22 protein-coding genes and 1 pseudogene are annotated in these 24,265 nt (G+C 70.7%); 5 read left to right on the forward strand and 18 right to left on the reverse strand.

The genetic code is table 11. The features are described from left to right. Positions 1-86: 86 nt before the first annotated feature. Complete coding sequence (locus LJ657_RS05535) at positions 87-959, reverse strand: phosphotransferase enzyme family protein (RefSeq protein ID WP_232647082.1); 873 nt, start codon at positions 957-959, stop codon at positions 87-89. 258 nt (positions 960-1,217) lie between these two features. On the opposite strand from LJ657_RS05535, the pseudogene mgt reads away from it, so the two are divergent. Further along, positions 1,218-2,333: pseudogene (gene mgt, locus LJ657_RS05540) on the forward strand (macrolide-inactivating glycosyltransferase); the annotation flags it as partial. Between the two features lie 177 nt (positions 2,334-2,510). Here mgt and LJ657_RS05545 read toward each other — a convergent pair. Continuing rightward, positions 2,511-4,769, reverse strand: a complete 2,259-nt coding sequence (locus LJ657_RS05545) for an MMPL family transporter (RefSeq protein ID WP_232647083.1) — start codon at positions 4,767-4,769, stop codon at positions 2,511-2,513. Positions 4,770-5,169: 400 nt separating this feature from the next. Between LJ657_RS05545 and LJ657_RS05550 the strand changes: the two genes are divergently transcribed. The 4 genes from LJ657_RS05550 to LJ657_RS05565 are packed head-to-tail and all read left to right on the forward strand — an operon-like array spanning position 5,170 to position 8,108. Further along, positions 5,170-5,718, forward strand: a complete 549-nt coding sequence (locus LJ657_RS05550; RefSeq protein WP_232647084.1) for a DUF1697 domain-containing protein — start codon at positions 5,170-5,172, stop codon at positions 5,716-5,718. Positions 5,719-5,772: 54 nt separating this feature from the next. Beyond that, positions 5,773-6,801: a ketopantoate reductase family protein gene (locus LJ657_RS05555; protein WP_232647085.1), complete on the forward strand. Its 1,029-nt coding sequence runs from the start codon at positions 5,773-5,775 to the stop codon at positions 6,799-6,801. A 25-nt stretch (positions 6,802-6,826) separates the two neighbouring features. Beyond that, positions 6,827-7,423: a TIGR03086 family metal-binding protein gene (locus tag LJ657_RS05560; RefSeq protein WP_232647086.1), complete on the forward strand. Its 597-nt coding sequence runs from the start codon at positions 6,827-6,829 to the stop codon at positions 7,421-7,423. A gap of 55 nt (positions 7,424-7,478) precedes the next feature. Further along, positions 7,479-8,108 carry a mycothiol-dependent nitroreductase Rv2466c family protein gene (locus LJ657_RS05565; protein ID WP_232647087.1) on the forward strand — a complete coding sequence of 210 codons (630 nt, stop codon included), beginning with the start codon at positions 7,479-7,481 and terminating at the stop codon, positions 8,106-8,108. Positions 8,109-8,121: 13 nt separating this feature from the next. On the opposite strand, the gene LJ657_RS05570 is transcribed toward LJ657_RS05565, so the two are convergent. From LJ657_RS05570 to sbnA, 16 genes are all read right to left on the reverse strand, one after another. Continuing rightward, entirely contained in the window at positions 8,122-8,871 is a 750-nt protein-coding gene (locus tag LJ657_RS05570) for a sirohydrochlorin chelatase (RefSeq protein ID WP_232647088.1), read from the reverse strand. 5 nt (positions 8,872-8,876) lie between these two features. After that, on the reverse strand, positions 8,877-9,755 hold the full coding sequence (locus LJ657_RS05575) for an ABC transporter permease (RefSeq protein WP_232647089.1): 879 nt from the start codon (positions 9,753-9,755) through the stop codon (positions 8,877-8,879). Continuing rightward, complete coding sequence (locus tag LJ657_RS05580) at positions 9,742-10,527, reverse strand: ABC transporter ATP-binding protein (RefSeq protein ID WP_232647090.1); 786 nt, start codon at positions 10,525-10,527, stop codon at positions 9,742-9,744. Before LJ657_RS05580 ends, LJ657_RS05575 begins: the two co-directional genes overlap by 14 nt. Positions 10,528-10,561: 34 nt before the next feature. Continuing rightward, positions 10,562-11,668, reverse strand: a complete 1,107-nt coding sequence (locus tag LJ657_RS05585) for an aliphatic sulfonate ABC transporter substrate-binding protein (RefSeq protein WP_232647091.1) — start codon at positions 11,666-11,668, stop codon at positions 10,562-10,564. Between the two features lie 221 nt (positions 11,669-11,889). Continuing rightward, positions 11,890-13,218, reverse strand: coding sequence for a sulfate adenylyltransferase subunit 1 (locus LJ657_RS05595; protein WP_232647093.1), 1,329 nt, complete (start codon positions 13,216-13,218; stop codon positions 11,890-11,892). A gap of 2 nt (positions 13,219-13,220) precedes the next feature. Next, entirely contained in the window at positions 13,221-14,159 is a 939-nt protein-coding gene (gene cysD, locus LJ657_RS05600) for a sulfate adenylyltransferase subunit CysD (protein WP_232647094.1), read from the reverse strand. After that, complete coding sequence (gene cysC / locus LJ657_RS05605; protein WP_232647413.1) at positions 14,156-14,692, reverse strand: adenylyl-sulfate kinase; 537 nt, start codon at positions 14,690-14,692, stop codon at positions 14,156-14,158. Before cysC ends, cysD begins: the two co-directional genes overlap by 4 nt. Positions 14,693-14,715: 23 nt before the next feature. Then, a complete protein-coding gene (locus tag LJ657_RS05610) occupies positions 14,716-15,426 on the reverse strand; it encodes a phosphoadenylyl-sulfate reductase (protein ID WP_232647095.1) in 711 nt (236 codons plus the stop codon). Next, positions 15,423-15,611: a hypothetical protein gene (locus LJ657_RS05615; protein WP_232647096.1), complete on the reverse strand. Its 189-nt coding sequence runs from the start codon at positions 15,609-15,611 to the stop codon at positions 15,423-15,425. The genes LJ657_RS05610 and LJ657_RS05615 overlap by 4 nt, the downstream gene beginning before the upstream one ends. Before the next feature lie 31 nt (positions 15,612-15,642). Beyond that, positions 15,643-17,340: a nitrite/sulfite reductase gene (locus LJ657_RS05620; protein ID WP_232647097.1), complete on the reverse strand. Its 1,698-nt coding sequence runs from the start codon at positions 17,338-17,340 to the stop codon at positions 15,643-15,645. Between the two features lie 152 nt (positions 17,341-17,492). Continuing rightward, positions 17,493-17,576: a putative leader peptide gene (locus LJ657_RS48890; RefSeq protein WP_309486338.1), complete on the reverse strand. Its 84-nt coding sequence runs from the start codon at positions 17,574-17,576 to the stop codon at positions 17,493-17,495. Between the two features lie 127 nt (positions 17,577-17,703). Continuing rightward, positions 17,704-18,276, reverse strand: a complete 573-nt coding sequence (locus LJ657_RS05625) for a GNAT family N-acetyltransferase (RefSeq protein WP_232647098.1) — start codon at positions 18,274-18,276, stop codon at positions 17,704-17,706. Positions 18,277-18,462: 186 nt separating this feature from the next. Beyond that, positions 18,463-19,740 carry a hypothetical protein gene (locus LJ657_RS05630; protein WP_232647099.1) on the reverse strand — a complete coding sequence of 426 codons (1,278 nt, stop codon included), beginning with the start codon at positions 19,738-19,740 and terminating at the stop codon, positions 18,463-18,465. 174 nt (positions 19,741-19,914) lie between these two features. Further along, on the reverse strand, positions 19,915-21,204 hold the full coding sequence (locus LJ657_RS05635) for a GAF domain-containing protein (RefSeq protein WP_232647100.1): 1,290 nt from the start codon (positions 21,202-21,204) through the stop codon (positions 19,915-19,917). 293 nt (positions 21,205-21,497) lie between these two features. Next, entirely contained in the window at positions 21,498-23,132 is a 1,635-nt protein-coding gene (locus LJ657_RS05640; RefSeq protein ID WP_232647101.1) for an acyl-CoA dehydrogenase family protein, read from the reverse strand. A 143-nt stretch (positions 23,133-23,275) separates the two neighbouring features. Further along, positions 23,276-24,241 (reverse strand): 2,3-diaminopropionate biosynthesis protein SbnA, encoded by a 966-nt coding sequence (sbnA, locus tag LJ657_RS05645; RefSeq protein ID WP_232647102.1) that lies wholly within the window; start codon positions 24,239-24,241, stop codon positions 23,276-23,278. Positions 24,242-24,265: the final 24 nt, after the last annotated feature.

Consider the following 24,265-nt stretch of genomic DNA (forward strand, 5'->3'; position numbering starts at 1 on the left):
CGATCTGCGGCTCCGCCGCGTGGGTGCGACCAGCCACAGAGGCCGCGCAGTCGCCGGACAACAACAAGTGCCCGATCAAAAGGCGCTCAGAACGAATACCACCGCACCGCCTCGTCCCCGCCCCGCAGCGACGCCACCCGCCGCTCGAACTCGGCCAGCGCTTTGGGGTTGCTCGGCGCATGCTGGGCCACCCAAGCACAACTCGCCGTCTCACGGGCCCCACGCAGCACCGAGCAGCCGTCCCACTCGCGTACATCCCACCCGTACACCTCGGTGAACTCCTCATAAGCCGCCGCAGGCAACCCGTAGCGGTCACGGGAGAGCGCCATGACCACCAGATCGTGCTCGCGCAGATCGGCGGAGAAGGTCTCCAGATCGACCAGGACGGGCCCGTCCGGGCCGACATGCACGTTGCGGGGCAGCGCGTCGCCGTGGATGGGACCGGGCGGCAGATGCGGGACGAGCGCCGCGGCGGCCGCGGCGAACCCGTCGCGGCGCTCGCGCAGATAGGCCGCGTCCGCGGGATCGACCGCATCGCCCGCGAGCCGCAGCCAGCGTTCCACACCGCCCAGCAACTCGCGGGGCGGCAGTTCGAAGGCAGCGACAGGGGGAGAGGGCAGTGCGTGGACGACCCGTAGCAGTTCGGCCAGATCCCGGGGCTGGGCCGGCCGTACGGCGTCCGGGATCCGGTGCCACACCGTCACCGGATGACCCTCGACCAGCAGTGGCTTCGTCTCTGCCGCCCGCACCGCGGGCACGCCCGCCTCGGCGAGCCACAGCGCGATGTGCAGCTCGCGGCGCGCCCGGTCCAGGAGTTCGGCGTCACGGCCCACCTTGACGACCAGGTCGCCGGAGGCGAACACCGCGTTCTCACCCAGGGCGAGGAGCCGCGCGTCCCGCGCCGGGCCGGGGAGCACCCCCGCCGCGGCCAGTACGTCCCGCGCCCGTGACTCGTCCATCGCCGTCCTCCCACGTCCGCATATGCATCGGTGAACGGCGCCGAGACCGCGCCACCCACCGGCCCAGTCTCGCATTCGCACAGGTCGGACCGTGTGCGTACGGCCTTGACGGTGCATACCGTTCCTGGAGATTGAGCGGGAGGACGTCGTAGTGGCCGGGTTTCCCGGGCGTCGGCGGCTCGCCGCACGCCTCGTTCCGACGTGCGCATCCGAGGCACCGGGTGGGGTGACCTTCGAAAATGACTGGATGGGGCGAATCGTCTCCTGGCCGCCCGTGGCCACCGGGTCACGTACGCCGTTCCGCCGGCCTTGGCGGAGAAGGTCGCCGAGACGGGCGCCGAGCCGAAGCTGTGGAAGTCCACACTGCCGGGGCCCGACGCGGACCCGGCGGCCTGGGGGAGTGAACTGCTGGACCACGTCGAGCTGTTCCTAGCCGACGCGATCCAGGCGCTGCCGCAGCTGGCCGAGGCGTACGACGGGGACGTACGGGACCTCGTCCTGCACGACATCACGGCGTACCCGGCCCGTGTCCTCGCCCACCGCTGGGGCGTGCCCGCGATCTCGCTCTCGCCGAACCTGGTCGCCTGGAGGGGTACGAGGAGGAGGTCGCCGAGCCGATCTGGGCGGAGCCGAAGCGGACCGAGCGCGGCCGGGAGTACTACGCGCGCTTCCAGGCATGGCTGGAGGAGAACGGGATCACCCAGCACCCGGACCACTTCGCGGGCCATCCCGACCGCTCGCTCGTCCTGATCCCCAAGGCGCTCCAGCCCAACGCCGACCGGGTCGACGAGACCCTGTACACCTTCATCGGCGCCCGCCAGGGCGACCGCACCGCGCAGGGCGACTGGCGGCGGCCGGACGGCGCCGAGAAGGTGGTGCTGGTGTCGCTCGGGTCGGCCTTCACCAACCAGCCCGGTTTCTACCGGGAGTGCGTCGAGGCGCTCGGCGGCCTGCCCGGCTGGTACCTCGTCCTGCAGATCGGCCGACACGTGGACCCCGCCGAGTTCCGCGACGTACCGGAGAACGCCGAAGTCCGTTCCTGGGTACCGCAGTTGGCGATCCTCAGGGACGCCGACCTGTTCGTCACACACGCGGGGGCGGGCGGCAGCCAGGAGGGTCTGGCCACCGCCACGCCGATGATCGCCGTACCCGCAGGCCGTCGACCAGTTCGGCAACGCGGACATGCTCCAGGCCCTCGGCGTCGCCCGTCACGTCTCCACGGCGGACGCGACCGCCGACACCCTGCGCGCCACCGCCCTCGCCCTCGTCGACGACCCTGAGGTCGCCCGGCGGCTCAAGGAGATCCAGGCCGGTATGGCGAAGGAGGGGGGAACGCAGCGGGCGGCCGATCTGATCGAGGCCGCACTGCCCGCACGGACGAGGCCGAACTGCCCGCACGGACCAGGCCGCACTGCCCGCACGGACGAGGCCGAACTGCCCGCACGGACCAGGCCGAACTGCCCGCACGGACACGGTGGTTCCGGACAGGGCGAGGGCCCGTCGGCTCCCCAGTGACCGGCGGGCCCTCGGTTCGGTGAGGGGTCGACCCCTTCAGACGCCCAGCCGCTCACCCTCGTCGCGCCGGACCGAGTGCGTGATGACCTCCGCCGACTCGTCGTGCGTCAGGTCGGGCAGCCGGTGCAGCCACTTCGGCAGGTACCAGTTGCGCTCGCCCAGCAGCGCCATCACCGCCGGGAGCAGCACACCCCGGATGATCGTGGCGTCGATGAGCACCGCGGCCGCGAGACCGACGCCCATCTGCTTCATGGACTGCATGGACAGCGTGCCGAAGATCGCGAACACGGCGACCATGATGACGGCGGCGCTGGTGACGACTCCCGCCGTGGTGACCACACCGTGCTGGATCGCATCCCTGGTGGTACGGCCGCGCAGCCGCGCCTCGCGGATCCGCGAGACCACGAACACGTGGTAGTCCATGCTCAGCCCGAACAGGATCACGAACAGGAACAGCGGCAGCCAGGTGATGATCGCGCCGACGCCCTGCGCGCCCACCAACGACGCGCCCCAGCCGTGCTGGAAGACGGCGACGAGGATGCCGTAGGCCGCGCCCACCGACAGAAGGTTGAGCAGGATCGACGTGATCGCGACCGTCAGCGAACGGAACGACAGCAGCATCAGCAGGAAGGCGAAGACGACGACGAACGCGAACACCGGGAGGACCGCGCCGCCGAGCTGGTCGTTGAAGTCGTGCGAGCCGGCGACCTGCCCGGTGATCGGCGCCTGCACGCCGTCCAGCTTGCCGAGTGTCGCGGGCCGTACCTCGTCCCGCAGCTTCTCCAGGCTGGCGCCCGCCCTGTCCAGGTCGGAGCCGCCGACCAGGGGGACGTACACGTAGGCGATGTTCTGCGAGTCATGCAGCTTGATCTCGACCGGGCCCCGCGAGGCACCCGAACTGATCGCCCGTGCCTTGAAGTCGGCGAGCGCGGACCTCACCTCGGGGGCGTTGATGTCCTTGGCCTTGACGACCACCTCGGCCGGCTCGGAGCCGCCCGGGAAGGCGTCGTTGACGCGGTTGTACGTCTGCACGATCGGCAGCGAGTCGCCGAACTCCTGGTCCAGCGTGAGGTTCTGGGTCTTCATTCCGAGAGCCGGAGCCGCGACGGCCAGCAGCGCACCGGCCGCGACGAGCACGGAGACGAGCGGCTTCGCGAGCACGCCGCGCAGGACCGCGGTCCAGAACCGGCTCTCCCCGCCCGTGCGGGCGGCCCGCCGCTCCATGGCCTTGCGCAGGAACGGGATCCGCCCCTTCTCCACCCGCTCGCCCAGCAGCGAGAGCAGCGCGGGCAGCACCGTCACCGACCCGACCATGGCGACCGCCACGACGATCAGCGAGGCCAGACCCATCCCCTGGAACGTGACGAGCCCGGTGAACAGCATGCCCGCCATCGCCACGCACACCGTGATGCCGGAGACGACGATCGCCCGGCCGCTGGTGGCGGCCGCGATCCGCAGCGCGGTCTGCGCGTCCCTCCCGGCGGCGCGCTCCTCGCGCTCACGGCGCAGATAGAATAGGCAGTAGTCGACGCCGACGGCCAGACCGACCAGCAGCATCACGGAGTTCGCGGTGTCGCTCATCGGCATCACATGGCTGGCGACGCCCATCAGACCCATCGTCGCCATGATCGCGGTGATCGCGAGCGCCACCGGCAGCAGCGCGGCCACCAGCGCGCCGAAGGCGATGAGCAGAATGCCGAGAGCCACCGGCACCGCGGAGAGCTCGGCCTTCTTGAAGTCGTCGCCGAACGCGTCCTTGAAGGTCTTGTTCATGCTGGCGCTGCCGATCTCCTCGATCCGCAGCGTCCCGTGCTCCTTCTGCGCCCCCGCGACGGCCTTCAGCACCGGCTCGACCCGTTCGTACGCGGTCTCGGCGTCTCCGCGCATGTCGAACTGCACCAGCGCGCTGCGCCCGTCCCTGGAGATCGTGTGCGTGGTGTACGGCGACTTCACGTCCGTGACCTTGCCGGTCGCGTCGACGGCCTGCACGACCGCGCCGACGGCCGCCTTGAACTCGGCGTCCGTCGCCTTGACGTCTGCGCCCTTCGCCTGGATCAGGACCGTCTCACTGGCCGGTTCCCTGATCCCCGCGTCCTCGATGATCTTGGCGGCGGTGTGTGTCTCGCCCTTGAGCTGGTCGCTGTCCTTGACGTCGACCCGGCCCGCGGCCGAGCCGAGCCCCATCGCCAGGACGACGAACAGCACCCAGATGCCGACGGCAGCCCATCGGTGCCGTGCGCTCCAGCCGCCGGCCCGGGCGGCGATGCCCCGCACCCGCGAATCTCCGTTCCCCATGACGGGCTTGCCCCCTTGTGTGCGGTGACAGCCCCCTGCCGCCACCTTTCGCTTCGAAGGTATGGGCCGGATAAGGGCGTCTCGTCGTGCTGCCCGGTGAAGTGCGACGGGCGCGGGTCCTCCCCTCGGACCCCGGCGTCTCACCGCTGGGGAGGACGTAGGCCCCTTACATCTATCCGGACTTCTCGGGGATGAAGATCGGGGTGGCCGGCCCGTGTCCGGTCCGTCGGCATCGCTCCTGTTTGTTATTGCGAAACCTTGTTGAACAAGTCACAGGTGTGTGTATCTGTTGAACCGGACCCCCCGGTTCGGACAGAGTTTCGGGCAGTCCGCCCGTGCGGGCACCGCGGCCGTCGTGCCCACCCCCACGGGGCACGACGGCCGCTTTATCGTGTGCGCCATGACGACGACGTATGCGGCGCTGTTGCGCGGGATCAACGTGGGCGGCAAGAAGAAGCTCCCCATGGCCGACTTGCGGCAGCTGATGGACGGCCTCGGCCACGACGGCGTACGCACCCATCTGCAGAGCGGCCAGGCCGTCTTCGCGTCCGGCCACGGCGACGAGGACTCCCTGGCCGCCGAACTCGCGCAGGCGATCCAGCAGCACTTCGGCTTCGCCGTCGACGTGATCGTGCGCGACCACGCCTACCTGAAGGCGGTCGCCGAGGCCTGCCCGTTCCCGGCCGCCGAGCTGGAGGCCAAGCAGCTCCACGTCACCTACTTCTCCGCCCCGGTCGACGCCGAACGGTTCGCGGAGATCGACCGGGAGGCCTACCTCCCGGAGGAGTTCCGGCTCGGCGACCGCGCGCTGTACCTGTACGCGCCGGACGGCCTCGGCCGCTCCCAGCTCGCCGTCCACCTCGCCAAACCCCGTATCAACAAAGGCCTGATCGCCACGAGCCGCAACTGGAACACCGTCGTGAAGCTCGTGGAGCTCACCGCGCAGTGACCGCGCCACCGGGCCCTTCATGGCAGGTACACACGACTGTGCGAGGCTCGTCCCATGCGCTACATCATTATCGGGGCAGGGGCCGTCGGCGGTTCGATCGGCGGCCGTCTCGCGGGTGCGGGGCACGAGGTCGTGCTGGTCGCGAGGGGCGCGCAGCACGCGGCGCTACGGGACGGCGGGCTGCGGCTGAAGGTGCCGGACGGCGAGTACACGTACCGGCTGCCGACGGTCGAAGGGCCGGGCGGGCTGGACGAGTTGAGGGCGGACGACGTGCTCGTCCTCGCCGTGAAGACCCAGGACACCGTGGGCGCGCTGCAGGCCTGGGGCCCGGCGCCGGTCGCGGGCGGCGGCACGGCGGCCGAGCGGCTGCCCCTGTTCTGCGCCCAGAACGGCGTGGAGGGCCAGCGCCTCGCACTGCGCGTCTTCCGGCACGTGTACGGCGTCTGCGTCTGGCTGCCGTCGACCTTCGTCGAACCGGGCGTCGTCTCGGCCGGAGGCGCCCCGCTGACCGGCATCCTGCACCTGGGCCGGCATCCCCACGGCGTCGACGAGACGGTACGGCTGGTCGCCGCCGACCTGGACAAGACGGGGTTCTTCGAGGCGCCGGTCGTGCCGGACGTCGCGCGCTGGCAGTACGCCAAGCTGCTGACCAACCTCAACAACACCGTTATGGCGCTGAGCGGGCCCGCCGACGGCACCGAGGCCGCGGCGGCGGTGCGGGCACGGGTGCGGGCTGAGGGCGAGGCGGTGCTGGCAGCGGCCGGAATCGCGTACGCAAGCGTCGAGGAACAGCAGGCGGTACGCGGTCACAAGGTGGACCTCGTGCCGCTCGACGGCGCCCCGCGCACAGGAGGTTCCACCTGGCAGTCCCTCGCCCGCGGCACCGGCACCATCGAGGCCGACCACCTCAACGGCGAGATCGCACTCCTCGGCCGCCTGTACGGCGTACCGACCCCGCTGAACGAGCTGCTTCAGCACCTCGCCAACACGTTCGCCCGGGAGCGCAGGGAGGCGGGATCGATGCCGATCGCCGAGCTCGCCGCGCTGGCCGACCAGGCTGTCGCGTTTGTTCAAGAGCCCTGAGCGGCCTCCTCCTAACGTGTGGTGCATGACGTACGACGACGACCCGAAGCACCTGCACACGTTCATGACCGAGTGTGCCGCCGAGGCGGCGCGCGTTGCGCGCGGCGTCCCGGCGGACCGGCTCGGCAGTCCCACCCACTGCGACGACTGGGACGTCCGCGCCCTGGTCAACCACTGGGTCCTGTACACCTCCCACGGCCTGGAGCACCGCGCCCTGCGCAAGCAGCTCCCCGAGGAGCTGACCGCCCGCGACTTCACCACCGACCCGGACTGGCCGGCCGGCTACGCCGCCCAGCTGGACCGCGCTGTCGGGGCCTGGGCCGACCCGGCGGTATGGGACGGCGAGGTCGACCTCGGCATGGCCAAGATGCCCGCCGTCGAGATCGCCTCGATGGTGATCAAGGAGATGGCGGTGCACGGCTGGGACGTCGCCACCGCCACCGGTCAGCAGTTCCACGTCTCGGACGAGGCGGCCCGCTTCATCCTCGGTGTCGTCGAGAAGCACGGCGAGCTCTACCGGCAGTACGACGGCTTCGCCGACCCCGTACCGGTGCCGGACGACGCACCGGTGTTCGACCGGGCGCTCGCCGCCAGCGGACGAAACCCTGAATTGGGTCAGTGAAAACGCATCGAATTGGGCCGGGAAACTGAACCACCTGCCCGCTAGCCTCAATGCCATGACGAACTCCTTGCCCACCACCTCTCCCACCCGCGTCGACTTCTGGTTCGACCCCGCCTGCCCCTTCGCCTGGATCACCTCCCGCTGGCTCCTGGAGGTCGAGCGCGAACGCCCGCTCGACCTCCGCTTCCACGCGATGAGCCTCTATCTCCACAACATGGGCAACGAACTCCCCGACTGGTACCGGGAGTTGGTCGACAGGTCGATCGGCCCCGTACGGGTCGCGGTGGCCGCCGCGGAGCGGCACGGCGAGAAGGTCCTGCGTGACCTGTACACGGCTTTCGGCACCCGGATCCACGAACGCAAGTCGGACGACTTCGACGAGGTGATCGCCGAGTCCCTCGCCGAACTGGGCCTTGCATCCGACCTCGCGGCAGCCGCGCACGACCCGGCGCACGACGAGGCCGTGCGCCGCAGCCACGAGACGGGCGCCGAGCCGGAGTCGGGCGGCTATGTGGGCACGCCCACCATCCATGTCGACGGAACGGTGTGGTTCGGACCGGTGCTGCGGGCGATCCCGCGGGGAGCGCGCGCGGCGGAACTCTTCGACAGCTTCCGGGTGTTGGCGACCTGCCCGGACTTCTTCGAGCTGAAGAGGACCCGCACGGGCGGGCTGTCGTTCGACTAGCCCCAGTGGCCCCTCAGGCGCTCGCCCGTACCTGGAGCAGGGCCCGAGCGGACGCCTCGTCGTACCGGTGCAGAAGGACCCGTGCCACTTCCGGTGCCGCTCCCAGCACATCGGCGAGGACATCCGCGTCCGCAGCGCCCCGTGCGATGCGGTCCGGCAGGAAGCCGGGGGCCAGGACGTACGGGGCGACGGCCACCCGCTCGCAGCCCAGCGCCCTGAGCTCCCGGACCGCGTCCTCGGTGCGGGGCAGGGATGCGGAGGCGAACGCAGGCCGCACGGCGCACCAACCGGTGTGCCGCCACTCCCGCGCGATTTCTGCGATCACTGCGATCGCCTCCGGGTCGGTGGACCCCGCCGAGGCCAGCACGACCCCGGTCGAGGACTTGTCGGCGGGGCTCAGCCCCGCCTCGTACAGACGCCGTTCCAGCGCGGACAGCAGCAGCGGCGACGGACCGAGGACGTCCGCCTGCCGGATCCGCAGTAGCGGCGGCGCGTCCCGCAGGACCGCCGGGATGTCCGCCTTCGCGTGGAACGCGCGCGTCAGGAGCAGGGGGAGGGCCACGACGTCACGGACGCCCTCCGCCGCCAGGGACTCCAGCACGCCCTGCACCGAGGGGACGTTGAAGTCCAGGAAGCCCGTCTCCACCCGTACGTCCGGGCGCAGCGAGCGCACCCGGCGTACGAGAGTGTGCACCGTCGCGGCGTGCCGCGGGTCGCGGCTGCCGTGGGCGATGAGGAGGAGGACGGGCTTCGAAGGATGCATGGGACTCAGCTCTTCACCAGCAGGCCACGGCTGCGCAGCACCCACCGCTCCAGCGGGCTGAAGATCAGCAGGTCGATGGCTATGCCGACGAAGAGGATGAGCAGGATGGCGAGGAAGACCGTCGCCATGCTGCTGTTCGTGCGGCCGGTCTCCAGCAGCTGCCCCAGGCCCATGCCCATGTCCGGGGACTGGGCGATGATCTCGGCTGCCATCAGCGAACGCCAGGAGAACGCCCAGCCCTGCTTCAGACCGGCCACATAGCCGGGCAGTGCCGCCGGCATCACGATGTGCCAGGTGCCGCGCAGACCCGTCGCTCCGAGGGTGCGGCCCGCGCGCAGGAACAGCGGGGGCACCTGGTCGACGCCCGACACCAGGCCGTTCGCGATGGAGGGAACGGCGCCGAGCAGGATCACCGTGAACATCACCGAGTTGTTCAGTCCCAGCCAGATCACCGCCGGCGCGACCCAGGCGACCGAGGGCAGCGACTGCAGGCCGGAGAGGATCGGGCCGATCGCGGCGCGCACGAACTTCACCCGCGCCACGACCAGGCCCAGCGGCGTACCGATGACCAGTGCGAGCAGGAAGCCCAGCAGACCGCGGGAGACGCTGCCCCAGATGTAGTCGAGCAGGGTCCCCTTGAGCCACTGGTCCTCGACCTCGGCCCATACGTCGCCCGGAGAGGGCAGCTTCGACGGGTTGTCGACGACGGGATAGAGCAGCGTCCAGGCCACCAGCACCACAGCGATGGCGATGATGGGCGGGAGGATCTTGTTCTTGAAGGTCTGGCTGAAGGGCGTACGGCCGGTGGCCCTGGTCTCCAGCGCGTCGAGGCCCGCCTCGACGCTTCCGGCGTCCTGGTCCGGCGTCGTCTCAGTGCTGGCCATGACGGCGGATCTCCCCACGCAGTACATCGGTGATCTCAAGGGACAGTTCGGCCACGGGCGCGTCCTCGATGCGCCGCGGCTGCGGGATGTCGACCGTCCACTCGCGCGCGATCCGGCCCGGCCGGGAGGACAGCAGGATGACCCGCTGCGCGAGCCGCACTGCCTCGCGCACGTTGTGCGTGACGAAGAGGACGGACACACCGGTCTCCGCCCAGATGCGGGTCAGCTCGTCGTGCAGCACGTCCCGCGTGATGGCGTCGAGGGCCGCGAACGGCTCGTCCATCAGCAGCAGGTTGCTCTCCTGAGCGAGCGCACGGGCCAGCGCCACGCGCTGGCGCATACCGCCCGACAGCTCGTGCACGCGCTTGCCGTACGCGCCCTTCAGCCGGACGAGTTCGAGCAGGTGCTCGGCCTTGTCGCGCCGCTCGTTCTTCACAACCCCCCTGAGCTTGAGGGCTAGTTCGATGTTCTTGCCCGCGGTCAGCCACGGGAAGAGGGCATGCTCCTGGAACATCAGGGCCGGTCGGCCCTCCGTCGCGATCGAGCCGACGGTCGGCCGGTCCAGGCCCGCCACCAGGTTCAGCAGGGTGGACTTACCGCAGCCCGAAGCCCCCAGGAGGGTGACGAACTCGCCGGGCGCGACATCGAGGCTGATGTCGTCCAGGACGAGCTGCTGCCCGCCCGGTCCTGCGAAGGACTTCGAGACATGCTCAAGGCGAGCGGCGTACTCCACCGACTCCTCGGCCTTGGCCAGTGTCGTGGTCGTTGCCATGGTCGTCACCTCCTGGGAACTCATCGGGCGGGGATCAGCTGGTGCCGAGACCGGCGGCGTCGACCGTGCTCTCGCCTTCGGCCTTGAGGACCTTGTTGAGGAGCGTGAGGTCGTAGATGCCGTTCAGGTCGGGCTTCTCCAGCAGGCCGGCCTTGACCGCGTGCTCCGCCTCGGTGTTGAGGGTGGAGGCCAGCGGGTCGTCGGTGAACTGGATCGACTTCCAGGCCGGGTCCAGCACCTTCGCGGGGAGCGCCTTGCCGGAGTCCGCCTCCAGCCGCTTGTTCGCCGTGGCCTTCGCCTGGTCCGGGTTGGCGTTGATCCACTTGTTGGCCTCGACCGAGGCCTTCAGCACCGCCTCGACGGCCTTCGGGTGCTCCTTGAGGAAGGCCTGCCGCACGATGATGTTCGTGATCACGAACTTCTTGTCCGGCCACAGGGACGCCTCGTCGAGCAGGACCTTGCCGCCCTCGGCGACCAGCTTGGACGCGGTCGGCTCGGGCACCCAGGCGCCGTCGATGGCGCCGGACGCGTAGGCGTCGGGGGTGATCTTGTTGTCGGTGCGGACCACCGACACATCGCCCTTGCCGGTGTTCGCGTCGACCTTCCAGCCCTGGTCGGCGATCCAGTTGAGGAACGCCACGTCCTGCGTGTTGCCGAGCTGCGGGGTCGCGATCTTCTTGCCCTTGACGTCCTTGAGGGACTTGATCTTCTTCGGGTTCACGACGAGCTTCACGCCGCCGGACGCCGAACCACCGATGATCTTCAGGCCCTTGCCGCCGGACTTGACGTAACCGTTGATCGACGGGGACGGGCCGATCCAGCCGATGTCGATGGAGCCGGAGTTGAGCGCCTCGATCTCGGACGGGCCTGCGTTGAAGATCTGGTAGTCCGCCTTGGTGGCCCCCAGTTCCTTCTGGAAGAGGCCCTGCTGACGGGCGACGAGCGCGGTGCCGTGGGTCAGGTTGCCGAAGTAGCCGATCTTGACGGAGCCGAGACCGTCGATCTTCGACGCCCCCGCGGCGACCTTCTCCTTGGCGTTGTCGGCCGTGGACTGGGACCCGTAGCCGCAAGCGGCCAGTGTGAGGAGAGGGAGCGCGGCAAGGACCGCGAAAGCGCGGCGACGAGCGGATGAAGCAGGCACGGGAGGTGTTCCTCTCGGAGGCCCGGCGGTCACGGTCTCTCAGGTCGTGGCCGGGAGGTCGGCAGGTTGCGTCTACGGCGGTGGGGGGTGAGGGCGCGCAGGCAGTGCGCGTACGTCAACGCACACATCGCGCCACTCCGCCCTGCCCGCTGCCGAGCGCGCCGCTGCCGACGCGGCCGCCCTCCTTCGCGAACGTGGAGTAGTAGTCGAGGGAGTTCATGTCAGAAGTCCCAACCGTCGTCTTCGGACTCGTCCTTGACCGGCTCCGGGGACGCGAACGACTCGCCGACCATGCCCGCGGTGAGCGTGGTGCCGTCGTTCGGGTCGATCAGGATGAAGGAGCCCGTGCGGCGGGAGTCGGCGTAGGAGTCGACCGGCAGCGGTTCCGCGGTGCGGATCTTCACGCGGCCGATGTCGTTGGCGACGAGCTGTCCCGGGTGCGGGTGCAGGGACAGGTCGTCGAGCGTGAGACGGGACGGGATGTCCTTGACGATGGCCTTGACCGTGCGGGTGCCGTGCTTGAGCAGCACCCGGTGGTTGACGGTCAGCGCCTGGTCGGCCACGTGGCAGACGGTCGCCTCGATGTCCTGCGTGGTCGCCGGGGCGTCCTTGCTGGGCACGATCAGGTCGCCGCGCGAGATGTCGATGTCGTCCTCCAGCAGGAGGGTCACCGACTGGGTGGTCCAGGCGACGTCGACCGGCTCGCCGAGCAGGTCGATGCCGGAGATCTTCGACGCGCGGCCTGACGGCAGCACGGTCACCGCCTCGCCGACGTGGAACGAACCCGCGGCGATCTGGCCCGCGTAGCCCCGGTAGTCCGGGTGCTCGGCGGTCTGCGGGCGGATCACGTACTGCACGGGAAGACGTGCGTGGCAGTGCCTCAGGTCGTGGGTGACCGGGACCGTCTCCAGGTGCTCCAGGAAGGTCGGACCGCCGTACCAGTCCATGTTCGCGGAGGGTTCCACCACGTTGTCGCCGGCCAGCGCCGAGATCGGGATCGCGGTGATCTCCGGGACGCCCAGCTCCAGCGCGTACGCCGTGAACTCCTCGGCGATCGCCGCGAAGACCGACTCCTTGTACTCGACCAGGTCCATCTTGTTGACGGCGAGGACCACGTGCGGGACGCGCAGCAGGGCCGCGATCGCGGCGTGCCGGCGGGTCTGCTCGACGACGCCGTTGCGGGCGTCGACCAGGATCACCGTCAGCTCGGCGGTGGAGGCACCCGTCACCATGTTGCGGGTGTACTGCACATGGCCCGGGGTGTCGGCGAGGATGAACCGCCGCTGGGGGGTGGCGAAGTAGCGGTACGCCACATCGATCGTGATGCCCTGCTCGCGCTCGGCGCGCAGGCCGTCCGTCAGCAGCGCGAGGTCGGGCGCGTCCTGGCCACGGCTGGCGGAGGCCCGCTCGACGGCTTCCAGCTGGTCGACCAGGACCGACTTGGAGTCGTGCAGCAGCCGGCCGACGAGCGTGGACTTGCCGTCGTCGACCGAACCGGCGGTCGCGAACCGCAGAAGGGTCGTCTCGGTGAGTTCCGTGGTGGTGCTCATGCTTAGAAGTACCCCTCGCGCTTACGGTCTTCCATCGCGGCCTCGGACATCTTGTCGTCGGCGCGGGTCGCGCCGCGCTCGGTGAGCCGGGAGGCGGCGATCTCCGTGATGACCTGCTCCAGCGTCACGGCCTCCGAGTCGACGGCACCCGTGCAGGACATGTCGCCGACCGTCCGGTACCGGACGAGCCGCTTCTCGACGGTCTCGCCGTCCTTGGGGCCGCCCCACTCGCCCGCGGTCAGCCACATGCCGCTGCGCGCGAACACCTCACGCTCGTGTGCGAAGTAGATCTGCGGCAGCTCGATGCCCTCACGGGCGATGTACTGCCACACGTCCAGCTCGGTCCAGTTGGACAGCGGGAAGACGCGGACGTGCTCGCCGGGTGCGTGGCGGCCGTTGTACAGGTTCCACAGCTCCGGGCGCTGGCGGCGCGGGTCCCACTGCGAGAACTCGTCCCGCAGGGAGAACACCCGCTCCTTGGCGCGGGCCTTCTCCTCGTCGCGGCGTCCGCCGCCGAAGACCGCGTCGAACTTCTCCGCCTGGATCTTCTCCGTCAGCGGCAGTGTCTGCAGCGGGTTGCGGGTGCCGTCCGGGCGCTCCTTGAGCACACCCCGGTCGATGTAGTCCTGCACCGACGCGACGTGCAGCCGCAGCCCGTGCTCCGCCACCGTCCGGTCGCGGTACTCCAGGACCTCGGGGAAGTTGTGCCCGGTGTCCACGTGCAGCAGCGAGAAGGGAACCGCGGCCGGCGCGAAGGCCTTCAGCGCCAGGTGCAGCATGACGATGGAGTCCTTGCCGCCGGAGAACAGGATCACCGGCCGCTCGAACTCGCCCGCCACCTCGCGGAAGATGTGCACCGCCTCGGACTCCAGCGCGTCCAGGTGCGAGAGGGTGTACGGGGCCGCCGTACCCTCCTCGACCGCAGCGACGGTCGTCGTCATGCCAGTCCCCTTTCGGTGAGCAGCGCGTGGACCGCGGCCGCGGACTCCTGGACGGTCTGGTGCTGCGACTCGATGCGCAGATCGGGCGTCTCGGGCTCCTCGTAGGGGTCGTCGACCCCGGTGAGCCCGGACAGCTCGCCCGCCGCCTGCTTGGCGTACAGACCCTTCACATCACGTACGGAGCACACCTCGACCGGGGTCGCCACGTGCACCTCGATGTACGCCGCCCCGCCCTCCTGGTGGCGCTTGCGCACCGCCTCGCGGCTGTCCGCGTACGGCGCGATCACCGGGACGAGCGCCTTGACGCCGTTGCGGGCGAGCAGTTCGGCGAGGAAGCCGATGCGCTGCACGTTGGTGTGCCGGTCCTCGCGGCTGAAGCCGAGGCCCGCGGAGATGAACTCGCGGATCTCGTCGCCGTCGAGCACCTCGACGAGGTGGCCCTCCTCGCGCAGCCGGCCGGCCAGCTCGTACGCGATGGTGGTCTTGCCGGCACTCGGCAGACCCGTGAGCCAGACGGTGGCTCCGGTCGTCACGTTCGTCTCCTGAATCGTCGTCGTCATCCGTGCAGCCCGCACTCGGTCTTGGCGCTTCCGGCCCAGCGGCCGGCCCGCGCGTCCTCGCCCTCCAGGACCCGGCGGGTGCAGGGGGCGCAGCCGACGGACGGGTAGCCGTCCATCAGCAGCGGGTTGGTCAGTACGCCGTGTTCGGCGACGTAGGCGTCCACGTCGTCCTGGGTCCAGCGGGCGATCGGGGAGATCTTGACCTTCTGGCGCTTCTCGTCCCAGCCGACGACCGGGGTGTTCGCCCGGGTCGGGGACTCGTCGCGGCGCAGACCGGTCGCCCAGGCCACGTAGTCGGTCAGCCCCTGCTCCAGCGGCTGGACCTTGCGCAGCTTGCAGCACAGGTCGGGGTCGCGGTCGTGCAGCCTGGGGCCGTACTCCGCGTCCTGCTCGGCGACCGTCTGGCGCGGGGTGAGCGTGATGACGTTGAGGTCCATCACCGCCTCCACCGCGTCTCGTGTGCCGATCGTCTCGGGAAAGTGGTAACCGGTGTCGAGGAACACCACGTCAACGCCGGGCATCGCGCGGGAGGCGAGATGCGCGACCACCGCGTCCTCCATGGATGAGGTCACGCAGAAACGCTTGCCGAAGGTGTCGGCCGCCCACTGGAGGATCTCCAGCGCGGAGGCGTCCTCCAGGTCACGGCCGGCCTGCTCGGCGAGCGCCTTGAGGTCCTCGGTCGTACGTTCTTCCTTCACCGCGGTCATATCTCGTCTCCCCCTGCTTCGGAGTGCTGGAGACCCCGGGCGAGCAGCCCGAGGAACTTCAGCTGAAAAGCCCGGTTGCACGCGGCGCATTCCCACGCGCCATGGCGACCTTCGACGGCTTCGCTCGGACGGAGGTCCTCGTCGCCGCAGTAGGGGCAGTAGAAGGGGGCGGCCCGCTCGCTCATGGCCCCTCCTTTCGCTGTCGTTCGCTGACGCTCACGACAGTGCCTCCTCGGAGGCGCGGGTGACCCAGGCCGCGAAGCGCTCGCCGTCCTCGCGCTCGTCCTGGAACCGCTTGAGGACGCGCTCGACGTAGTCGGGCAGTTCCTCGGACGTGACCTTCAGGCCACGGACCTTGCGGCCGAACCCGGCCTCCAGGCCCAGCGCACCGCCGAGGTGCACCTGGTAGCCCTCGACCTGCTCGCCCTGGTCGTTGAGCATCAGCTGGCCCTTGAGACCGATGTCCGCCACCTGGATACGTGCGCAGGCGTTCGGGCAGCCGTTGAGGTTGATGGTGAGGGGCTCGTCGAAGTCCGGGATGCGGCGCTCCAGTTCGTCGATCAGGGACGAACCGCGCTGCTTGGTCTCGACGATGGCGAGCTTGCAGTACTCGATGCCGGTGCAGGCCATGGTGCCGCGCCGGAAGGGGGACGGCTTCGCCGTCAGGTCCAGCGCCTCCAGGGCCTCGACCAGCGGCTCGACCTGTGCCTCCTCGACATCGAGGACGATCATCTTCTGCTCGACGGTCGTACGCACCCGGCCCGAGCCGTGGGCCTCGGCGACCTCGGCGATCTTCGTGAGGGTGGCACCGTCGACGCGGCCGACGCGCGGGGCGAAGCCGACGTAGAACCGGCCGTCCTTCTGGCGGTGCACGCCGACGTGGTCACGCCAGCGGTCCGAGGGCTCGGCGGGGGCCGGACCGTCGACCAGCTTGCGCCCCAGGTAGTCGTCCTCCAGGACCTGGCGGAACTTCTCCGGGCCCCAGTCGGCGACCAGGAACTTCAGACGGGCGCGGGTGCGCAGCCGCCGGTAGCCCCAGTCGCGGAAGATGCCGACCACGCCGGCCCACACCTCCGGGACCTCGTCCAGCGGGACCCAGGCGCCGAGCCGGACGCCGAGCTTCGGGTTGGTGGACAGACCGCCACCGACCCACAGGTCGAAGCCGGGGCCGTGCTCGGGGTGCTCGACGCCGACGAACGCGATGTCGTTGATCTCGTGGACCACGTCGAGGAGCGGGGAGCCGGAGATCGCCGTCTTGAACTTACGGGGCAGGTTGGAGAACTCCTTGCTGCCGATGTAGCGCTCGTGGATCTCCTCGATCGCCCAGGAGCCGTCGATGATCTCGTCCTCGGCGATACCGGCGACCGGCGAGCCGATGACCACACGCGGGCAGTCGCCGCAGGCCTCGGTCGTGGACAGGCCGACGGCCTCCAGCCGGTTCCAGATCTCCGGGACGTCCTCGATGCGGATCCAGTGCAGCTGGATGTTCTGCCGGTCGGTGATGTCCGCGCTGCCGCGCGCGAACTCCTCCGAGATCTCGCCGATCACGCGCAGCTGCTGGGTGGTGAGGCGCCCGCCGTCGATCCGCACCCGCAGCATGAAGTACTTGTCGTCCAGCTCCTCCGGCTCCAGGATCGCGGTCTTGCCGCCGTCGATCCCGGGCTTGCGCTGGGTGTACAGGCCCCACCAGCGCATACGTCCGCGCAGGTCGTTGGGGTCGATTGAGTCGAAGCCGCGCTTGGAGTAGATCGTCTCAATGCGTGTCCGCACATTGAGACCGTCGTCGTCCTTCTTGAACTGCTCGTTGCCGTTCAGCGGGGTGTGGTGCCCCGCGGCCCACTGACCCTCACCGCGGTGACGACTCACCTTGCGGCGGGGAGTCGCGGCGGCAGGCTTCTGCGGGGTGGCGGCCATGGTTGTTACGTCCTTCGGGACAGGCGGGAAAGCGGCTCTGACCTGCGCGTTCGGGCGCATGGGCATACGTGCGCGTCATTGCGCAGGATGGGAGTGATGTCGGTATATGTCGGCTTTTGCTGCCCGTGGCCGGAGGCCACTGCGGGTATCGCTCAGCTCGCCGGACAGATGGCGCTGGACATGCGGCCGAGGTCGACGTGCCGCCGACTCACCAAGGCAATTCCAGTTCCAGACATGACGGAAGCGTGTCATGGCAATCTGGACACAGTCCAGCTTCGTCCATGATGCGGACACCCTTGTCCCGAAATGTGGGACAAGGGTGTCGTCGATCACATCGGCTGCCGCCGGACTTGTCGGTGCAGGTCAGGCGCGGTATGCCCCGGGCCACGGGTCCGCCGCCGCCAGCTCCGCCTCCTCCTCGACCTTGGTGTCGAAGAGCTTGAAGCCCCGGCGCAGATAGTTGTCCATGGCGTGCTCCCCGTCCAGGCTGCAGGTATGCAGCCAGACCCGCTTCGTCCGCGCCAGTCCCGGCCAGCGGTCCGCGAGGTCCCAGGCGCGGGCTGCGCCGTACGACAGCAGGTGTCCGCCGATCCGCCGCCCCCGGAAGGCGGGGAGCAGGCCGAAGTAGACGATCTCCACGACCCCGTCGTCCTGCGGGTCCAGCTCCACGTACCCCGCGGGCGTCCCGCGGTCGTGGGCGACCCATGTCTCCACGCCCGGCCGGCCCAGGTGCTCCTGCCACCGCGCATACGTCCAGCCCAGCCGGTCGGTCCAGCGGATGTCGCCGCCGACGGACGTGTACAGGAAACGGCTGAACTCGGGCGAGGGGACCTCGGAGCGGACGATCCGCACCTCCCCCTCCGGCACGGCGGCCGGAAGCCTGTCGGTCGGCGCGGTCTGCTCCAGGGACCAGGTGGTCACGGGAATGTTGGTCATGGCGGTCAGGGAATCATCCGGCCTGTGGCTTTGTCGATCGGAGTCCAAGCAGCCGACGCGAAGTCCGCTGCGGTTCGGAAGCGCCCCCGAAGGGGCGCGGGGCTGTATCGATGTGCGGTTCCGCCGCGCGGGCGCGACCAGCCACGATGCCGCCGCGGACGAACAACAACCCAGCCCGCGGATCGACTACCCCAGAGACTTCTCGACGGAGCTCAACGGCAGCGCATACAACATCCGCCCGGACTGCGACCAGACCTCACCCGTCTCCTCCCAGTAGGAGAGGGACCCGGAGGGCCCGGCCCAGCAGCGGTGCGTTCCGTCCGCCCCGCACCGCGTGGCCCGCGCGCCGTGCGCGTTCTGCCGCCAGAGGGTGCCGTGGCCGTCCGCGGTGTCCGCCGCGCGGGCCAGGTACCACTGTGATCCGTACGACAGGACGCCGCCGACGCCTGCCGTCTTCGTCTCGTACGCCTCGGTCGCGACCGTGCGTCCCGTGGAGTCGGTGGCCAGCAGGCCGGCCCGGGCCGGGTTGCTGCTGAACGCGTAGCGCCACAGCCGGGTGGTGTGCCGGCCGCTGCCCGTGGGGACCCACTCGCTCGCCACCAGACTGTCGGGCGCGGTGCTGCGGTCGAGGGAGATCGCCGCCGGGCGGGCGGCCTTCCCCGTGAGCCGGTACGAGCCGACGGCCGGCAGGACGTACCGCGCGCCGTACGCCGCCCAGCCGCCGCCTACCCTGCCGACCGCGCCGCTGTCGACCGTGGCCCGCTGGATGCGGTGCATGTCGTAGACGTACAGGCCGTCGGCGGCGGTGACCAGGAGCCGGTCCTGGTACCAGACCATCCCGGAGACGGGGGAGCTGAGCCCGCGGTAGTCGCGGCCGCCGTCGACGGGTACGGCGAGGGCCGCCCAGGTGTAGGTGAGACGGTCGGGGTCGCTCGCGTCGACGAAGGCGACCCGGGCCGCGCCGGGCTTCGCCGAGCTGCCGCTCCGGTGGGTCCAGCCGGAGAGGATCACGCGGCGCTCGCCCCAGTGGCCGTCGTCGTCCGCGTCCCCGGAGGTGGTGACCGCGCCGGCCCGCCAGCCGCGCGTGTCGGCGGCGTCCCAGCAGTACGCGCGCGTGGCCGCGGGCGCCACGGGCAGCGCCGTGCGCTCGGCGGTCGTGCAGTCGGCCGCGCCCAGCAGGGAGTGGTCGGCGTCGTCGAGGACGGTGCTCACACCCACGGGCCTGCCCATCGCGGCGGCGAGCCGGTCCAGGGTGCTCCGCGGCACCAGACGCTCCTGGAGCCGCAGCCCGGCCGTCCGGTCGGACGCCGCGAGGGCCTTCAGGGCCCCCGGCCGGTCGCCGACCGTGGCCTGCGAGGCGCTGATCATGGTGGCGGCGGCGGTGAGTGCGAGGGCGGTGCCGGCGAGGAACGCGCGCAGCGCACGGCCCCGCTGCTGCCTGCGGTGTCGGCCACGTTGCTTCATACGTCCTCCCGAGGCGGGCCAACTGCGGCCATTGGTCCGTGTGTTGACCAAAGGAGCAGGTGGGGTGGCCCGTAGAGGGATGCTACGGCAGTCCGGGGCGGTCGGGGAGGAAGACCGTGCAAATATGCGGAAGATGCGGCCGTGTGGTCACTCAGGGGTATGTGTCGGACACGTTCAGGGCGGATCGGCCGGCCGCCGTACGTTGATCACCGCCGGTGCCGTCGACTGCGGCAGAAGATCGCGCGAGTCGGCCGGCAGGAGCAGCTCCACCTCCGCGTCCTCCGCGAAGCGGTACGGCCGGTGCTCCAGCAACCCGCCGAGATAGCGCCGTACTCGGGACATCTCGGCGCGCACCGTGACCGTACGGGCCGGGTCGCCGAACACCTCCTCGGCCAGGCCCGCCGCGCTGCGGCCAGTGCGGTGCAGGGCGAGCAGATAGAGCAACTCGGCGTGCCGGGGGCTCAGTTCGTGGCTCCAGGAGCCCGCGGACCCGGACACCGTGACCGACCAGCGGCGCGGCTGCGTCAGGTCCAGCACGATGCGCGTGGCGCCGCGCGGCACCGACTCGTCCGTGGCCCGGATCAGCCAGCCCTCGGCCAGCGGCTCCACCGAGCACAGACCGAGCGGCGGCACCCACCGGCGGCCCGCCGTCAGGGACTTCGGCAGGGAGACCCGGCCGGTGTACGGGATCCCGGTCACCGCCGCGGTCCAGCCGTCCCGGTCCACCGCCAGGGCCCGGCCGCCCACCCGGGCCAGCACGGGCGCGGCCACCGCCCGCAGCCGCTCCAGCGAGGTCAGGTGCAGCTCGCGCAGCCGGGCCTCGGCGAGCTTGGCCACCGAGTCGACCCAGGCGAGCGTGGCCGGGTGCATCGTCTCCAGCGGTCCGCTGACGTCCACGACACCGATCAGCCGGCCGTCGCGCGGGTCGGTGATGGGCGCGCCGGTACAGGTCCAGGATGTCTGCGAGCGCACGAAGTGCTCGGAGGCGAAGACCTGCACGGGCCGGCGCACCACCGCCGGGGTGCCGATGCCGTTCGTCCCGACGACGTCCTCCCGCCAGTCGGCGCCCAGTTCGAAGCCGAGCCCGTCGGCCTTGCGCAGGACGGGCGCACTGCCCTCGCGCCACAGCACCCGGCCGTCCTCGTCGGCGACCACCATGATGTGGTGGGCGACGTCCGCGACCGACAGCAGCCCCTCCCGCAGCACCGGCAGGACGTGCCGCAGAGTCGTGCTCTCCCGGCGCCGCCGCACCTCGTCGGAGGGCAGCAGCCCCGACCGGTGGTCGCGTTCGGGGTCGATACCGCTGCGCAGCATGCGCCCCCAGGACTGCTCGATCACCGGGCGCGGCGCGACGGGCGTGCGCTGCCCGGAGAGCCTGGCGGCGCGGACCTCGCTGAGTACCCGCGCCGCGCGCGCCGAGTCGACCACGGCGAGCTGCGTCACGTCCGTCGGCGGGTGCACCACTCGGCCTCCCGGAAGAAGGGCTCGGACAACCGGTTTCTCGCCGCGTTTCGGCCACGGAGCCGGAGTCGTCCGTACTGTCCGTCTCATAGTGCCGTTCGTTCCCGACGGACGGGCACAGTCCAGCGACAGACAGCAGCAAGTTGCAACCCCTTGCAACCCTGGTGGACGGGCTCCGGCTTGATTGAATATTGAGCGACGCCGTCCCGAGCGGTGTTCGTGGCCTCGAACGGGCCGGTTGGGCGGGGGTGGTGCCGTGTCGGCGCAGCACCACCCCCGTACGACATGAATGCAGTTCAGGACACCGGCCGGGCCCGCTCCACCACCGACGCCAGGTCCAGGGTGTGGGGCAGTGTCCCGAAGGCCGCGCCGCTGTCGCCGCCCAGCCGTGAGCCACAGAAGGCGTCGGCCACCTCCGGCGGGGCGAACCGGACGAGCAGCGAACCCTGGAGCACCAGGGCGAGCCGCTCCGTCAGCCGCCGGGCCCGCCCCTCGATCCCGTCCAGGTCGGCCAGCTCGGTCAGCAGGTCCTTGATCGCACCGTCCAGGCGGTGGTCGGCGCCGCGGGCCCTGCCGACCTCCTGGAGGTAGGCGTCGAGTGCCTGCGGCTCGCGCCGCAGGGCGCGCAGCACGTCCAGCGCCTGTACGTTCCCGGCGCCCTCCCAGATCGAGTTGAGCGGCGACTCGCGCACCAGCCGGGGCAGCCCCGACTCCTCGACGTACCCGTTGCCGCCCAGGCACTCGGCGGCCTCGACCGTGACCGGCGTACAGCGCTTGGTCACCCAGTACTTGGCGGCCGGTACGGCGATCCGCAGCAGCGCCCGCTCCTGCTCGCCGCCCTCGTCACAGGCGGCGGCGAGACGCATCGCGAGCGTGGTCGCCGCCTCGGACTCCAGGGCCAGGTCGGCCAGGACGTTGCGCATCAGCGGCTGGTCGACGAGCTTCGCGCCGAACACCTCCCGGTACGTGCAGTGGTGCACGGCCTGCGCGACCGCCTGCCGCATCAGGCCCGCCGACCCCAGCACGCAGTCCAGCCGGGTCGCCGCCACCATGTCGATGATGGTCCGCACCCCGCGCCCCTCCTCGCCGACCCGGCGGGCCCAGGTGCCGTCGAACTCGACCTCGCTGGAGGCGTTGGAGCGGTTGCCGAGCTTCTCCTTGAGCCGCTGGATCAGAAAGACGTTGCGGGAGCCGTCCTCCAGGACGCGCGGCACGAGGAAGCAGGTGAGCCCGTCCGGAGCCTGGGCGAGCACCAGAAACCCGTCGGACATCGGGGCCGAGCAGAACCACTTGTGCCCGGTGAGTTCGTACGTCCCCTCCTCGGCGAGCGGCCGTGCGGTCGTCGTGTTGGCGCGTACGTCGCTGCCGCCCTGCTTCTCCGTCATGCCCATCCCGAACAGGGCCCCGGCCTTGAGGCGGGCGGGCCGCAGCTCGCGGTCGTAGACCATGGACGTGAGCCGCGGCTCCCACTCGGCGGCCAGGGCCGGGTCGGTGCGGAGCGCGGGGACGGCGGCGTGGGTCATCGACAGGGGGCAGAGGTTCCCGGCCTCGACCTGCGTCCACACCAGGAACGCGGCTGCTCTGCGGACATGGCCGCCGGGCCGGGCCCAGGCCGCGGTCAGCCCCGCTGAGACACCCTTGCCGAGCAGCCGGTGCCAGGCGGGGTGGAAGTCCACCTCGTCGACACGGTGGCCGTGGCGGTCGTGGGTACGCAGCCGGGGCGGGTTCTCGTTGGCCTGGACCGCCCATTCCTGCAGCTGCGCCGAACCGGAGGCCCGGCCGAGCGCGGCCAGGTCGCCGTGCGCCTCGTCGAGCAGCTCGGGGTCCAGGTGCCGCTCGACGGCCTCGGTGAGGGCATGGTCGGCGCCGAAGAGGTCGTAGTCGGCCAGGGGCGGGGGCTGGTTGGTCACGGTGTGTGTGCGGCGTGCCATGCGGCGAAGGTACCCCTGGCCGGTGTCGTGGGCCACCAGGGGGCCGCGCCCCCTGGACCCCCGCATCGGCCTGAACGGCCTCGTCCTCGAACTCCCCTCACTCTCGGCTTCGCTCAAGCGGGGGACCCTCACGACGGGCTGAATTACGCCAGCCGCGCCATCGCCGGTTCCGGTTCCATCGCGTTCGCCGGCCAGCCCTCCCGGTACACCGTGTCCAGATAGCGTTCGCCCAGGTCCGGGGCGATGGCGACCGAGGTGAGGCCCTGGTGGCCGTGTTCGGCGAGCCACTGGCCGGCGCCGCTGATCACGGTGCCCGTGGAGCCGCCGAACATGAAGCCGCGGGCGGCCAGGCGGCGGCAGGCGAGGACGGCGTCGCTCTCCTCGACGCGGACCAGATGGTCCACGTACGACTCGTCGAGCAGCGCCGGCGGCACGCTCGTCCCGAGCCCCGGGATCATCCGGAGCCCCGGCGCCCCGCCGAAGCTCACCGAGCCGACGCTGTCGACGGCCACGATGCGCACCCGGCGCCGCCACTGCCAGAACCAGCGGGCGCAGCCCATCAGGGTCCCGGTCGTGCCGGCCCCGACGAACAGGACGTCCAGGTGCGGGAATCTGCGGGCGATGGCGGGGGCGGTGGTGCGGTAGTGCGCCTTCCAGTTGCCCTGGTTGGTGTACTGGTTCAGCCAGATGTACCGGTCGTCGGACGCGCACAGTGCGTTGACGTACGCCAGCCGCGCGCCCAGGAAACCACCGCGCGCGTCCGGTTCCTCGATGATGTGCACCTTGCTGCCGAGGGACTCCATCAGCCGGATCGTCGGCTGGTTGCAGCGCGTGTCCGTCACGCACAGGAACCGGTGGCCCCGGCTCGCCGCGATCACGCTCAGCGCCACGCCCAGGTTCCCGGACGACGACTCGACCAGGACCGAGCCCGGCCGCAGCAGTCCGTCGCGTTCGGCGGCGTCGACCATCTCGGTGGCCGCCTTGAGCTTGATCGAGCCGGCGAAGTTGAAGCCCTCGCACTTCAGGTACAGCGGCAGCCCCAGCGCGGCCCGAAGGTCGACGTAGAGCTCCTCCTCGTTGAACTGAACGGGATCAGAAATGACGGGCATGCTGCCCCCCTCCTCATGCGCCAC

Source organism: Streptomyces guryensis, assembly GCF_021261325.1.
In the GTDB taxonomy this organism is placed as follows: Bacteria; Actinomycetota; Actinomycetes; order Streptomycetales; family Streptomycetaceae; genus Streptomyces; species Streptomyces guryensis.